Source organism: Algoriphagus formosus, assembly GCF_002807035.1.
Lineage (GTDB): Bacteria > Bacteroidota > Bacteroidia > Cytophagales > Cyclobacteriaceae > Algoriphagus > Algoriphagus formosus.
On the sequence record NZ_NIUC01000002.1, the window covers coordinates 897,267 to 910,147 of the forward strand.

The 12,881-nt window shown below is 41.8% G+C and carries 14 protein-coding genes; 6 read left to right on the forward strand and 8 right to left on the reverse strand.

Annotated elements, in window-relative coordinates; translation table 11 throughout:
• Together CDH51_RS10035 and CDH51_RS10040 are read right to left on the reverse strand one after the other, a co-directional pair.
• Positions 1-2,855: DUF7507 domain-containing protein (locus tag CDH51_RS10035; RefSeq protein ID WP_100628461.1), on the reverse strand; the 2,855-nt coding region annotated here is incomplete at its 3' end.
• A gap of 31 nt (positions 2,856-2,886) precedes the next feature.
• Positions 2,887-3,405, reverse strand: a complete 519-nt coding sequence (locus CDH51_RS10040) for a hypothetical protein (protein WP_100628462.1) — start codon at positions 3,403-3,405, stop codon at positions 2,887-2,889.
• A gap of 322 nt (positions 3,406-3,727) precedes the next feature.
• Between CDH51_RS10040 and CDH51_RS10045 the strand changes: the two genes are divergently transcribed.
• Positions 3,728-5,155, forward strand: a complete 1,428-nt coding sequence (locus CDH51_RS10045) for an aldehyde dehydrogenase family protein (protein ID WP_100629405.1) — start codon at positions 3,728-3,730, stop codon at positions 5,153-5,155.
• Position 5,156: 1 nt separating this feature from the next.
• Complete coding sequence (locus CDH51_RS10050; protein WP_100628463.1) at positions 5,157-6,041, forward strand: alpha/beta hydrolase; 885 nt, start codon at positions 5,157-5,159, stop codon at positions 6,039-6,041.
• A 39-nt stretch (positions 6,042-6,080) separates the two neighbouring features.
• Here CDH51_RS10050 and CDH51_RS10055 read toward each other — a convergent pair whose 3' ends face one another.
• Both CDH51_RS10055 and CDH51_RS10060 read right to left on the reverse strand, forming a co-directional pair.
• Positions 6,081-6,314 carry a hypothetical protein gene (locus tag CDH51_RS10055; RefSeq protein ID WP_026946430.1) on the reverse strand — a complete coding sequence of 78 codons (234 nt, stop codon included), beginning with the start codon at positions 6,312-6,314 and terminating at the stop codon, positions 6,081-6,083.
• The gene (locus CDH51_RS10060) at positions 6,289-6,891 is read right to left on the reverse strand and encodes an RNA polymerase sigma factor (RefSeq protein WP_026946429.1); all 603 of its coding nucleotides are present in this window, start codon (positions 6,889-6,891) and stop codon (positions 6,289-6,291) included. Before CDH51_RS10060 ends, CDH51_RS10055 begins: the two co-directional genes overlap by 26 nt.
• A 336-nt stretch (positions 6,892-7,227) precedes the next feature.
• Here CDH51_RS10060 and CDH51_RS10070 point away from each other — a divergent pair, with 336 nt between their 5' ends.
• Both CDH51_RS10070 and CDH51_RS10075 read left to right on the forward strand, forming a co-directional pair.
• On the forward strand, positions 7,228-7,581 hold the full coding sequence (locus CDH51_RS10070) for a DUF3127 domain-containing protein (RefSeq protein WP_100628465.1): 354 nt from the start codon (positions 7,228-7,230) through the stop codon (positions 7,579-7,581).
• 11 nt (positions 7,582-7,592) lie between these two features.
• Positions 7,593-8,054, forward strand: a complete 462-nt coding sequence (locus CDH51_RS10075; RefSeq protein ID WP_026946426.1) for a hypothetical protein — start codon at positions 7,593-7,595, stop codon at positions 8,052-8,054.
• Positions 8,055-8,124: 70 nt separating this feature from the next.
• Here CDH51_RS10075 and CDH51_RS20195 read toward each other — a convergent pair whose 3' ends face one another.
• From CDH51_RS20195 to CDH51_RS10090, 4 genes are read right to left on the reverse strand one after another with little or no spacing between them, the layout of a single operon-like run.
• The gene (locus CDH51_RS20195) at positions 8,125-8,277 is read right to left on the reverse strand and encodes a hypothetical protein (RefSeq protein ID WP_198514297.1); all 153 of its coding nucleotides are present in this window, start codon (positions 8,275-8,277) and stop codon (positions 8,125-8,127) included.
• Positions 8,278-8,292: 15 nt separating this feature from the next.
• On the reverse strand, positions 8,293-8,808 hold the full coding sequence (gene purE, locus CDH51_RS10080) for a 5-(carboxyamino)imidazole ribonucleotide mutase (RefSeq protein WP_100628466.1): 516 nt from the start codon (positions 8,806-8,808) through the stop codon (positions 8,293-8,295).
• Positions 8,805-9,938, reverse strand: a complete 1,134-nt coding sequence (locus CDH51_RS10085) for a 5-(carboxyamino)imidazole ribonucleotide synthase (RefSeq protein ID WP_100628467.1) — start codon at positions 9,936-9,938, stop codon at positions 8,805-8,807. Before CDH51_RS10085 ends, purE begins: the two co-directional genes overlap by 4 nt.
• A gap of 45 nt (positions 9,939-9,983) precedes the next feature.
• Entirely contained in the window at positions 9,984-11,762 is a 1,779-nt protein-coding gene (locus CDH51_RS10090; protein WP_100628468.1) for a MutS-related protein, read from the reverse strand.
• Positions 11,763-11,840: 78 nt separating this feature from the next.
• On the opposite strand from CDH51_RS10090, the gene CDH51_RS20050 reads away from it, so the two are divergent.
• Together CDH51_RS20050 and CDH51_RS10095 are read left to right on the forward strand one after the other, a co-directional pair.
• Positions 11,841-12,005: a hypothetical protein gene (locus CDH51_RS20050; RefSeq protein WP_157807082.1), complete on the forward strand. Its 165-nt coding sequence runs from the start codon at positions 11,841-11,843 to the stop codon at positions 12,003-12,005.
• Between the two features lie 38 nt (positions 12,006-12,043).
• Positions 12,044-12,877 carry a hypothetical protein gene (locus tag CDH51_RS10095; RefSeq protein WP_100628469.1) on the forward strand — a complete coding sequence of 278 codons (834 nt, stop codon included), beginning with the start codon at positions 12,044-12,046 and terminating at the stop codon, positions 12,875-12,877.
• The last annotated feature ends 4 nt before the right edge of the window (positions 12,878-12,881 follow it).

The window sequence follows — 12,881 nt, forward strand, 5'->3', positions numbered from 1 at the left end:
TCGCCAACAGACACATCGCCAGAAGCATCATTGTCTGCATAGTCGTTGCTCTTCGCAACCGTCAGAGCAGGCGACGCTACCGGAATCGTATTGGTGTCGGTCTCAGGACCTGTCTGATCAGAGTCAGCAGTCGCGATGTTCACGATGCTTGTGCCCAGATCGCTTTCCTGAACCGTGTAATCCAACGTTCCTGTCGCGGTCTCACCTGGAGCCAATGTCGTCGCAGACAAGGTCACTGCTCCTAATTTATCATCCACTACCGTCACGTTAGTCAAGATCGCTGATCCCGTGTTCTCTACCGTAAACGTGTAAGTAATCACATCGCCAACAGACACATCGCCAGAAGCATCATTGTCTGCATAGTCGTTGCTCTTCGCAACCGTCAGAGTACAAATAGGCTGAGCATCAATATCAAATCCAGTCGAAACAACACATGAAGTGCCTACAGTTCTTGCATAAACAGTTCCCGAACTTCCTGCTGCCAGACCTGAAACGGTAATAATTCCATTTATAGGAGTAAGAATAGAAGCTGGGGCAAAATTAGGATCTAATGAATATTCAACATTATTATCTACGTTAAATGAGATTTCACCAGTAGCCACCTGGCAGGTAGGCTGAATTACACTGATTACCGGCGCAATGGGAGTCTCATTTATCACCACATCCACCGGCTCAATTACAAAACAGCCAGCGGCATTCTCAGCTCTGATATAATATGTACCTGAAGCGGCTACAGCAGCTGGATTCTGAAGGGAAACAGTCGCATCCTCATCTGTCCAATAAGTAAATGTCAAATCAGCATCACTTCCCGCAGTAACTGCAGCCGCAGTCAAGTCAACTGTACCTGGAGTACAAACAGCGGCTGGATCTGTTATTACTAAACTAGGTGCTGGATTAACAGTAATAGTAAACTCTGTATAGCAACCAGAGAATATATCTGATTCAAAGGGGAATGCATAGTAAGTACCAGCTCCTGGGAAAGGAGTATTTGCATCAAACTGATTAGCTGTGCTTCTATCCGTACCGTCATAGAATGTATACCCATCAGGGAAGTCATAAATCGCTTCAAGCTCAGCCAGCGTAACCTCATCCTTAGGCGCGCAGAACTGAAAGTCGGAAATAAACTCACCACACTGAACATTGCTGGTGTCAAATGATATTTCGATAGGCCCTCTTAATCCGGTATCGCCGGCACATGGATCCGATGTATCTCGTTCAATTATTAGTCCATCAACTAAAGTTGATCCAGAAATAGCTCCCACTACAGTGACCGATCCATCCACATTCATACTTGGAGTACATGTGTTATCAAAAAGAATCAAACAATCTTCCGTAGCTCTTAATTTATAAGTAAGCGTAGCAAGGACATCATCAACAGTCAAGCCAACATCACTGGATAAAGGCAAATCGCCAAATTCCCAAACTATACGATTAGTAATAGGGTCAAAAAATGGAGCATTATTATTATTAGGTGTTACAACCGGGTGAAATGTACCTGAAAGGCTGGCTACATCTACAATTGAACCAAAAGGAACATTAATTTCCAATACACCCTGCTCATCTCCTTCCGTAAGTGACTTATTGGTCAAATCTACAGTGAACGTCGCTTCCTGCCCTGGTTCAATGGTATTCCCTGGTCCTAGACCATTGATATCAATAACCTGATTGAAAGCCTCTACATCAGGAACATAGGCATCTACCGCAAAGGCTACGAAGTAAATAGCATAGAGATCCTGAGTCGTTCCGTACTTAAATCGAGTGGAAGTCTGACCGTTTGCAATGATTTCATTATTCGTATTATCAATATTCCACATGGCAATATCGATCCCCGTATTATTCAGGATATTTGGATTCCGAGGGTTTACAACAAGATTATTACTTGCATCCCTATTTGGGGTATAAATGGATGAATTAAAAAAGTTGGTTGTTGTGTTTAAAGGGTGGCGTAGTCGTACCCAAGTATTGGTGTTGACTCCTTCTTCGATTTCCAAAAAGTCCCCAGAGATTCCCGTGTCTCCTTCTCCGGCCATTACGCCAAGCTTCACGTTCACATCCCCATTTTGAGCAGCATTGAAGCCAGTTATCGGAAGAATCCCTTCAGCCAATGCTCCAAATCCAGGAGACTGTACAAAAGAAAAACCATCAAACAAGGTAATATCCCTCCAAGGCATTCTTTCATTTTGATATACCACTACGATTCCCCACTGACCAAAATAACCAGTAGCTCCTCCATTTCCTTCGACTAAAGCTAAATCAGCAACCGTATATTCACCTAATCCATTGTCTCTTACATATTGGGTGATATCCGAATAACCGACGAAAATGTCGGCTAGATTACCACCTGAAGAATATTGAATATCAGAGTTATCAGCAGTGATGGTGGTATATGTACCAACTCCAGGACCTTTGAGTTTAACCTGTCTTTTGTCTAGAGTTCTTCCCCCTACATTAACTAAATATTGATCAGAAGTAGATCTTCCTGACCAATATAAGCCTGCATAAAGAATCTCCGAACAAGTAGGGTCAATCCCATTTTCTTGAGAAAAGACCAAAGTGGATGAAGAGGAGTTGAGCGTCTGGGTATCTCCATCTATATCCACATAGATCATTTCATTTTGAGAGTTGTTCTCGTCATCATCATAAAACTCCAAGGTGAGATTGGTATTTCCAATCATGGTGTAGTCACCCTTGATTCGGAAAATTCCATCCGGCGGCGCCGGTGTACCTACACGTTGAGTAAATGGAACGACATTTTGATTCTGTGCATAGGCCTGATTGAAAACGCTCAGTATTAAGAGCATCATCAAAGCAAAAGCTCCGCTGATCTTTCCAAAAATTTTGTATTGCTGATCCATAATATATGGGATTTAGATCTGAATTATTTAATTAGACAGGCTGCGAATAGAAGTAAAGAATTTTCACCGCTGGATTCTGAATAGATGAAACCATAGCTTGAACATCCGATTGGGAAATCGGCACTTGAGACAAAATGAAAACCACTTTCAAGGAAGGCATTTGCTCCTCGATACCGGAAGGCAAAGCGATCGCTTTATCCGAGTCACTAGAAACTTTTAATTGAAGAATCTCCACAGATTCCAAAGCATCAACCACTTCAGATAGACGACTTATCCCATTCATTCTTACTTCGGCTTTGTGAGCACTGCCTTCTTCAGGAAGTTTAATTCTCCCTTGCGTCACATAGATGATCGATTGGCTTCCGTAGAGGTAATCTCGATCTATCCCGAGTTCTGATGCCTCCTGAGATCCTAAAAATTGATTCAACTCACTGATATTCTGTGCATTTACCTTCGAAACAGTGAAAAATGACAGCATCAATAACAATAATCCAAAAATGGAAACCCGAGGGGCTGATTTGGATTTGAAAATCAAGGTAGAAGTATTCATAGCTTTTAAAATTTTCTCGATTCTTTTATCCACCAAATCTCAAGAGGAGATATGATGGCATTAATTTGCTGTAAAAATACACTTTAATGTTTTTCATTTCCAAACCTTTTTCAAAAAAATTTGATACGTAATGCAAAATTTTTGGTATGAAATGAATTTTTACTACTCTAAAATGCAATATTGTTTAATGTTTAGTCTTTTTTATTAAACATTTCGGAAAAAACTTTTTTCTTGCATCTTTTTGTCCAGAATTAATAACTGGACAAAATTTTCAGCCTTTTGACCCACTTTATGTATCTTGATCTCAGAAAAATTTGGTTCTATGGAAAGCACATTAGATATAACGACAACCAATCTTCAAGACATTCTTAAAAAACAGCAACAAACTGCAGTCGCCTGGAGATCTTCTACCGCTCAGGAAAGAATCAATCGATTAAAGGCAATCAGATCTTGGATCAAGGATCATCAACAAGCCATCAGAACAGCTCTTTGGGATGATTTTCAAAAACCGGAAACGGAAACAGATCTTTCGGAAATCTTTCCGGTAACCTCAGAGATCAACCATTCTATCAAACATCTAAAATCTTGGATGAAGCCCAAGTCCGTGTCTACACCGATGCCCATGCTTGGGACTAAAGCCAAGGTACAATTTGAACCAAAAGGTGTGACGCTGATTATTTCACCGTGGAATTACCCATTTAATCTCGCAATAGGGCCATTGGTCTCGGCACTCGCCGCTGGCTGCCCTGCAATTATCAAACCTTCCGAACTCACGCCTCATACATCGGCTTTGATTGCAGAAATGATTCAAGATATATTTAATGTGGATGAAGTGACGGTGATTCAAGGGGATGCATCTACAGCCCAGGCACTTTTGGCCTTGCCTTTTGACCATATATTTTTTACAGGCAGCCCGCAAATCGGTAAAATCGTCATGGAAAATGCTGCAAAGCACCTGACTTCAGTCACTTTAGAGCTAGGAGGAAAGTCACCAACAATCGTTACCGAATCAGCAGATATCAAAGATGCTGCGCAAAAGATCATCTATGGAAAGCTGGTGAATTGCGGGCAAACCTGTGTCGCTCCAGACTATATTTTGGTGCAAGAATCGCAAAAAGACTTACTTCTAGCTGAATTGAAGCAGGCTATTAAGCAAATGTATGACCCGGACTACAAAGGGATAGAAAACTCCAAGGATATGGCGAGGATTGTAAATGATAGGCACTTTTCAAGATTAGAATCCTACTTGGATGATGCTGCAGAAAAGGGAGCTGAAATAGAATTTGGAGGAAAAAAAAATCATCACCATCGATTTATCGAACCTACACTGATTACCAAAGTGCAGGATGAAATGCTAGTCGCTCAAGAAGAAATTTTTGGACCAATTCTTCCAATTCTTACATATACTGATCTTCAAGAAGCCATTGACTATATCAATAAAAAGCCAAAACCCTTGGCGCTTTACATTTTTGATCAAAGTAAGCAATACGAAGAGGTGCTACTCCAAACGAGTGCAGGAGGAGCAGTTATCAATGACTGTGTGCTCCATTTCATCCATAATGAGTTACCTTTTGGGGGTGTGAACAACAGCGGAATTGGAAAAGCTCATGGATATTATGGCTTCTTAACTTTCAGCAATGAAAAAGCCGTATTGAAACAACGCGTGGGCTTAAACAACGCGACCCTTTTACGACCTCCCTTCGGAATAAAAACAAAACAAATTATTCAATCACTTATCAAATGGTTTTAATATGACAAGCGAACAATTTTTATCAAAAGCTTCGAAATGGATTTTTTACAGTTTCTTTTTTGCAGTTGTTCTTCTTCAGGGATGTAGCTCCACAGATGACCCATTACCGGATGGCCCTCTGATGGCCATGGAACTTACCAATGAGGCATATGGAACAGATACCCGCCAAGTGATGGATGTATTTCTCCCTGCCGGGAGGACTTTGGAAGACACCCCCACACTTATATATATACACGGGGGCGCTTGGATAGATGGGTCCAAGGAGGAGTTTTTGGAGTTTCGCACAGCATTCGAACAAGCTTTACCGGACTTTGCCTTTGTCGCCATCAACTACCGCCTTTATAATTTCATTACAGATAGCAATGGATTTCCAACCCAAGAAAATGATGTGATAGCTGCCGTAGAGTATGTGCTGGAAAATCAACTCGAATGGAATATCAGTGATGAAATCTACCTAGCAGGGGCCAGTGCAGGAGGTCATTTGGCACTTTTACATGCCTATAAGCATCAAGAAATCGGAAATATTAAGGCGGTAATGGCTTTGTTCCCTCCTACTGAACTTGAATCACTGCACAGTTTTAACTTTGTAACGCAATCAGGATTGACAGCATTATTGGGAGGAACGCCGGAGTCAAATCCAGATGCTTATTTCCAATCTAGCCCGGTAAATTTTGTTAGTAGCTCTACTGTTCCCAGTATCTTCTTTCATGGTACCGAAGATACGGTAGTACCGATTTCACAGAGTGATTTGCTTGCAGCCGAATTAACTGGCGCTGGGGTAAATTTCCAGTATGAAATCATTGAAGGACAAGGCCATGGTTTTACGCCAGCTACTTATGCATCAGTGATTTCAGACGTGGAAGGCTTTATTAATTCGCTACGCTAAAAAGAAAAAACCCTGCCTATTGGCAGGGTTACCGTTTCCTTAGACTTTTTGAAGTCCCGTAGAATGGGCTCTCGATTTGATAGCCTTTACTACTTTTTCCGAAGGTAGAGGTCGGATTTGATCGAGTGACTCTATCGTGCTCAGCATTTCTAGGTATTCTTGCATGAGATCTTGATCATCCCGCAAGGCCTGCATTAAGAGTTCTTGTTCTACCTCCGGCATTTCCTGATAGATATATCTGACCAGGTCATTTGGGGTAAATAGTTTTGTCATAGGCAAAATTTATTTGTTTCATTTTCTTTCGTAAGTGGATCAATGCGTAGCGCATTCTTCCTAAAGCTGTATTGATGCTGACACCTGTCTGATCGGCAATTTCCTGAAAACTCATATCCATGTAGTGCCGCATAATCAACACTTGCTTTTGAGCTTCTGGCAATTCATCGATCAATCTTCTGACAAGTGCAATCTCTTCTTCTTTCACTTTTTCGTCTTCCGCATTTCCTTCTGAAAAGCGCAAGGAATTGAACACATTGGAACCATCTTCCATCATGATCATCGGATACCGCTTAGCTTTCCGAAAGTGATCTACTGCCAAATTGTGCGCGATTCGCATGATCCAAGGCTGAAACTTGCCTTCTTCATTGTATCGATCAGAATTTAGCGTGTTGATGACTTTCACAAATACCTCTTGCAAGAGATCCTCTGCCAAATCCTGATCTTTTACAATCAGAAAAATAGTAGTGAATACTTTTGACTTATAGCGATCTACTAATAGATCAAAGGCGGCCTCATGGCCATTACGATATTGCGTGATCAACTCACCATCTCGGGGTCCTATCTGCTTACTCATTGTTTATAGTTTATGAACAACGTAAAAGTCTAAGCCATAGTATAGATTTTGGTGATTTTTGATTTTTAGTGAGAAATGGATTTAAAAGTAGTGTTTTAGACTACTTCTCCCAAATGGATTTGAGGATTTTTTTATTCCTCGTAGTTTCCCCAAATTTTATTCTGATTTTATTCAAAATTGTAATTTCTAATCTAAAACTATTGGGAAACTTTAAAACAAAACCAATTCAAGTGCCAAAAAATGTTAAATCCAAAAAAGATGCCTTTTCAAAAAGTAAATTCTGCCAAGGTCTTTCCGTAGGCATTCCTTAACTTCGTCCTTAGAAATATAAAGACTATGGAACTGAGCGGAAAAGTAATTCAAAAACTGGCAGAGGTCAGTGGTAACTCTAGAAACGGAAATACCTGGAGAAAGCAGGAATTCATCATCGAAACTCCTGGAAACTACCCAAAAAAGGTGTGTGTAGCCCTTTGGGGAGACAAAATCGATCAATTCCCAATCTCAGAGGGAGAAGAGGTAAAGCTAAGCGTTGATCCAGAGAGCCGAGAGTACAACGGAAGATGGTACACGGATATCAAAGCATACCGAGTAGAAAAAATGGGAGCTGGCACAGAAAATACTTCTGCAGCCAATGCCCCACTCGATGTGGACACTTTTCATTCTGACGAAGAAGACCAGCTACCCTTTTAAATAAAAAAATCATGTGGGACGATTTTGATGATGAAGATCCGGATTTCGATGGAGATGATGAGTTCGACTTTCGAAAAGAACAGGATAGAATCTACAAGCACCCCTTAATGAAGAAAGCGAAAGATGTCGTAGATCTCACGAGGGCACTGGTCGGAAGTCTTGATGAGGCACGAAAGGAGCTCTATGGTAGCATCATGATGGAAGATGCCATGATTATGAGCGCCAAATTCGCGGGAGCGGAAGCTATTCCTGATTTCGTCGCAAAAATGGAAAATGCCATGCTTATGAAAATCCATGCCAAAAGCCTGAATTCCATGACCTACCAGCTAGCCATGGAAGAAACTCACGCCGAAGAGCATCTTCAACTACTCCGTGCAGCTATTGAAGAATACAGGAAACTATTTTTGGAATGGATCAAGGGTTTTGATCCTTCTGAAAAATACGATGACGGGTGGGGAATCTTTACGGATTGAAAAAAACGCTAATCAAAAAATATGATTCAATTAAGCCGATTGGTATTTCAATCGGCTTTTTTAATATAATCTATTCAAGCTGCCCAGAACCAAACCGAAAGCCCATCCAAGCTCCACCGATCATTAGAACCAGGGCTAAACCGATCAACAAAATCAAGATCGACAGGGGCATTTCCCAATCTTCTCCACTGATTTTGAATTTGACAGGTCTATTCCAGTTCATAGCGTGATAAAACTTCTATTTCTTCACGATAGCCTTCCAGCCTTTGGCCTCAATTTCTTGAGCTGATTGTTCTACTTTTTCCTGAAGACCTTTCTTATAGGCATCTAGATTTTTGCCTACCTGCTCATCGAAAGCTCCTACCATAGATGCCGCCAAAATTCCCGCATTTTTTGCGCCATTCAAGGCTACAGTAGCTACAGGAATCCCTCCCGGCATCTGCAAAATGGATAAAATGCTATCCCATCCATCTATAGAATTGGAACTCTTCACGGGAACTCCGATCACAGGAAGACTGGTCATCGAAGCGACCATACCTGGCAAATGGGCTGCTCCACCTGCTCCAGCCACGATGACTTTCAGCCCCCGCTCGCGAGCAGATCGGGCGTATTCCACCATTCGATCTGGGGTTCGGTGAGCAGACACAACGGTCAATTCATAAGTGACTCCGAGTTCCTCGAGCATTTGTGCTGCTTCAGCCATAACCGGAAGATCTGACTGGCTGCCCATGATGATTCCTACCTGTGGGTTCATGCTTTTATCTTGATTAGGTTTTTGATCGCGATAGCTCGCTTTTTTAAATTATCCACATTTTCGTCCAAAACAGTCACATGGCCCATCTTTCGAAAAGGTTTGGTGATTTTTTTGCCATAAAGATGAATGTAAACACCTTTTTCGGAAACGGCTTCTTCCATTCCTTCTACGTAAGCTTCCCCTGTGTAGCCATCCTCCCCGAGCAAGTTGATCATAGCTGCAGGAGTCCGAAGATCGGTAGCTCCCAAAGGCCAATTCATCACGGAGCGGAGATGCTGTTCAAACTGACTGGTAAAATTAGCTTCAATCGTATGGTGACCACTATTATGCGGACGAGGCGCTATTTCATTGACAAGGACTTCTCCGGTTTTGGTCACAAATAATTCCACAGCCAATATCCCTACCATCCCCAGTTTGGTGATGACCTCTTTGGCTATCTTTTCAGCCTTTTCAGCTACCTCTGAGGAAATACTCGCAGGGGCAAAAAGAAACTCAACCAGGTTAGCTGTTGGGTGAAAAGCACATTCTACAGCTGGATAAGCAATCAAATCCCCTTTTTCATTCCGAGCAACTGTGACGGCTATTTCGGTTTCGAAATCGATCAACTTTTCCAGCAATCCCGGTGCATCAAAGGCCTTATCCAAATCGGATTCATCCCGCAAAATTTGTACTCCTCGGCCATCATATCCATCCTTCCCAAGTTTGTTTACAGCAGGAAGAAAAGCTTTATTTCGAAGCACATCTTCCTGATCCGCTGTCAAAATAAAATCGGCTGTGGGTATCCCGTTTTTCTGGTAAAACTGCTTCTGCTCCCGCTTATCTTGAATGAGTCGAATGATCTCCGGCTGCGGGAACACTTGCTTTCCTTCTTTTTGAAGCTTTTCCAAAGCCTCTGTATTGACGCTCTCGATCTCAATGGTAATGACATCGCAACCTTGTCCAAATTGATAGACTGTATCGAAGTCTCTCAAAGACCCATTTACAAACTTTTGACAAAGATCACGACAAGGTGCATTGGGGTCCGGATCCAAAATATGGATATCCTGATTGTAATTAATGGCTGACTGAATCAGCATCCTTCCTAGCTGACCGCCGCCAAGAACGCCGAGTATTTGATTCTTTTTGCTCATGATTTTAGAATGCCCAAAAATACATCTTTCATTCCGAAGGAAAAATTAAGCGCTTCCATCGAAGCGAATTCCCATCAATTCCATCAGTTTATGGGCATTGAAACTTGGACACGGGCCTTCTTTGATCAGATAGTCAAACTCGATGGTATCTTCCTTGACTTCGGAGTGAAAGCTGAAATTGCGCACATAATCAATTTTCTCCTCCAAGCGGCTCAATTCGATGTCGTGAGTACTGATGATTCCCAAAAAGTCCAATTCCTCCAACTGCCGAATCAATGCCTCACTTCCCGCAATTCGATCTTCGGTATTGGTTCCTTTCAGAATTTCGTCCAAAAGGAAGAACAGCCTTTCTCCAGACTCCAAGCGATCAATCATTCCCTTAATCCGGCTCAGCTCAGCATAGAATGAGCTGACACTTTCACCGAGATTATCCGAATTGCGCATGCTGGTGTAAAGCTGACATTCTCCTACTTGTAGACGCTTCGCAAAAGGACTCACCCCCAGATTCAAAAGGACCAAATTAATCCCAAGGGTACGCATGAAGGTGGTTTTCCCACTCATGTTTGCTCCTGTCAAAAGAATAAGTTTGCCGGATTGATCCTGACGAAAATCATTGGCAACTGCTACCTCAGGATGGAGCAAAGGATGTGTCATGCCAAGAGCAGAGAAACTCAATTCTTTAGAGATTTCTGTTTCACAGGTTTGATTTTCGGCCTTTTCAAAGGCTGCCAAAGAAACCCAAAGTTCCCAATCAGCTAAAGCATCAGGTAGCTCACTGATTAGTGAACCCCATTGACTTTTCCAGGTCATCAGTCGATAATGAAGCAGGAGATCCGTCCAGAAAAATAAATTCAGGGGAATGTATAGCAGGTTGAGACGATTCTGCACCCAAAGCAAATGACCATCCAGTTGCTTCAGAAGTATGGAGGCCTTAGGACCATTTTTCTGAACGATGACCTCTTTTTGTGCAACTAACAGTGGATTTTCAAATTCTTCATCCTCCAAAAGCTCAACCCAAAGCCGGTATGTTTTCAACAAATCAGAAGAGGGTATCCGCTCATCAGCTTCTTTAAGATCTCCAAAAACCAAGCCCAAAAAAGGTATTCCGATCAAAGTCCAAAGCCCTAGCCATGCCAAAGGCAATAGCCCCAAATATCCAAGACTCCCCAATATCAGCCCTCCGATAATCCCGACGATCCCCAATCCTAAGGTGAAGGATTTTTTACGGGCTGGTGCTTTCATCCATGTCTGCCAGGCTGTGGTGGATTTACCTTCTTGATAAAAAGCTTCCCCCACAGACTCAAAAGATCGGAGAAAATCGTTTTTCAAGGAAAGTTCTTTAACTGCTGAGCGGATTTCTTCACTTTTCTGGAGACTAAAAGAAGACTTCAATCGATTAGCTAGCATGGTTCGTGCCTTTTGGGATTGAGTGCGATTGATCAATTGAAAAAGAGAGTGCTCCCCAAAGAGATCCAAGTCATTGGTGAAAGGATGGCTTTTTTCCAAAAATTCTTCTCCCCCATCCAATTCCTTAAGTTTTCGATCCGCTCGGAATTGATTTTCCAACTGAATCTTTTGAAGGCTTTTATAAATGGCTTCCTGGTCTTTTAGATAATTGAAGCGCTGAATTGCTTTGACAAAAGCTCCAGAAATAACCAGCAATGCGAGAATCCAAAATCCTGAATCAGAGAAAAAAAGTACTCCGCTCCCTAGAACTCCCATAAATAATAGAAGTCTCAGAAGAGAAAGGCCTGATATTTGTCTTTTGAGGGAAAGAGTTTTTGCGGGAATTTCGCTAGGGTCAAAATCAAATCCTTTTTGCATCCTCAAATATAGATTTCCCGTGATTATTCTATGTTGATTCTTTGATTTTCATCGTTAGAAAACAGAATTGAAAAAAGTATGTCCAAAAAGAAAAAAGAAAAACATAGCCCTCCTGATTATGAAAATAGCTTTGATTATTCAGAGAAAATGGGGCTTTTTCCAGAAGACATCCCCTTTGGAACTAATATAGGCTGTGGGGGAAAATCAACGAATAAAGACACACAAAAGCCTAAAAACCAATAAAATAAAAGCTAACTTCCCACTTTCAAACTCAAACGATTATGAATAAGAAATCAATAATTTTTAGAAGTATCCTTGCGATAGGACTTCTTGGGATACTTTTCTCCTGTAGCGAAGACACAGATCCAACCACCGCGGAGGTAGATCTTACTCTGGTAAATGAAGATATTACCGTGAATCAGGTATATGAAGATTTGGACAATTTTACGCTGACCGTTTTTCAGTCTCTCAATTTCGGGGGTCGCCTACTCAATGAAGGTTTTGATAAAATATGTCCTGGCGTAGATGTGACTTTCAATGAGGAAGAGAAAAAAATCACTGTGGACTTTGGCGAAGGATGCACCTCGCCGGGAGGAACTGTACGGAAAGGAAAAATCGTATTTACGTACAATCAAAACTTTCTCTTTCCAGGGGCTAAGGTCATAGCAGTTTTTGAAAGCTATGAAGTGGATGGACTCGCGGTGCAAGGCACTCGAACCATAGAAAACCAAAATATCGATATTTTCAATAATCGTGTGACATTAAAAGTGACCGTCACGGATGGAAAAGTTACTTGGCCTGATGGCACTTTCGTCACCTACACTACTACGCAGGAGCGAGTTGTCACCCTCAATGACCAAAATGGGTATGAAATTTCTATCACAGGAAATGCTTCAGGACAAAGTAGAGCAGGACTTGACTATACTACAACTGTCACTTCCCCGCTTTTAGTAACGCAAGATTGTGTAGAAACCGGTGTACTAGTCCCAAGCTCAGGAGTTATGGAATTCAACTACAGCGGGTTCAACGTTTCGGTTGACTATGGCGATGGTCAATGTGACAAAAACATTATAATCACCTATCCGGGAGGGACAAGAGAAGTTACTCTCGATTAAGTTT

Bases quoted from the DNA above. Each gene is read 5' to 3' on its own strand.
- CDH51_RS10040 (WP_100628462.1), bottom strand. From the start codon at position 3,405: ATGAATACTTCTACCTTGATTTTCAAATCCAAATCAGCCCCTCGGGTT.
- CDH51_RS10090 (WP_100628468.1), bottom strand. From the start codon at position 11,762: ATGCAAAAAGGATTTGATTTTGACCCTAGCGAAATTCCCGCAAAAACT.
- CDH51_RS10075 (WP_026946426.1), top strand. From the start codon at position 7,593: ATGTGGGACGATTTTGATGATGAAGATCCGGATTTCGATGGAGATGAT.
- CDH51_RS10095 (WP_100628469.1), top strand. From the start codon at position 12,044: ATGAATAAGAAATCAATAATTTTTAGAAGTATCCTTGCGATAGGACTT.
- CDH51_RS10070 (WP_100628465.1), top strand. From the start codon at position 7,228: ATGGAACTGAGCGGAAAAGTAATTCAAAAACTGGCAGAGGTCAGTGGT.
- CDH51_RS10050 (WP_100628463.1), top strand. From the start codon at position 5,157: ATGACAAGCGAACAATTTTTATCAAAAGCTTCGAAATGGATTTTTTAC.
- CDH51_RS10085 (WP_100628467.1), bottom strand. From the start codon at position 9,938: ATGAGCAAAAAGAATCAAATACTCGGCGTTCTTGGCGGCGGTCAGCTA.
- CDH51_RS10045 (WP_100629405.1), top strand. From the start codon at position 3,728: ATGGAAAGCACATTAGATATAACGACAACCAATCTTCAAGACATTCTT.
- purE (WP_100628466.1), bottom strand. From the start codon at position 8,808: ATGAACCCACAGGTAGGAATCATCATGGGCAGCCAGTCAGATCTTCCG.
- CDH51_RS20050 (WP_157807082.1), top strand. From the start codon at position 11,841: ATGTCCAAAAAGAAAAAAGAAAAACATAGCCCTCCTGATTATGAAAAT.
- CDH51_RS10055 (WP_026946430.1), bottom strand. From the start codon at position 6,314: ATGACAAAACTATTTACCCCAAATGACCTGGTCAGATATATCTATCAG.
- CDH51_RS20195 (WP_198514297.1), bottom strand. From the start codon at position 8,277: ATGAACTGGAATAGACCTGTCAAATTCAAAATCAGTGGAGAAGATTGG.
- CDH51_RS10060 (WP_026946429.1), bottom strand. From the start codon at position 6,891: ATGAGTAAGCAGATAGGACCCCGAGATGGTGAGTTGATCACGCAATAT.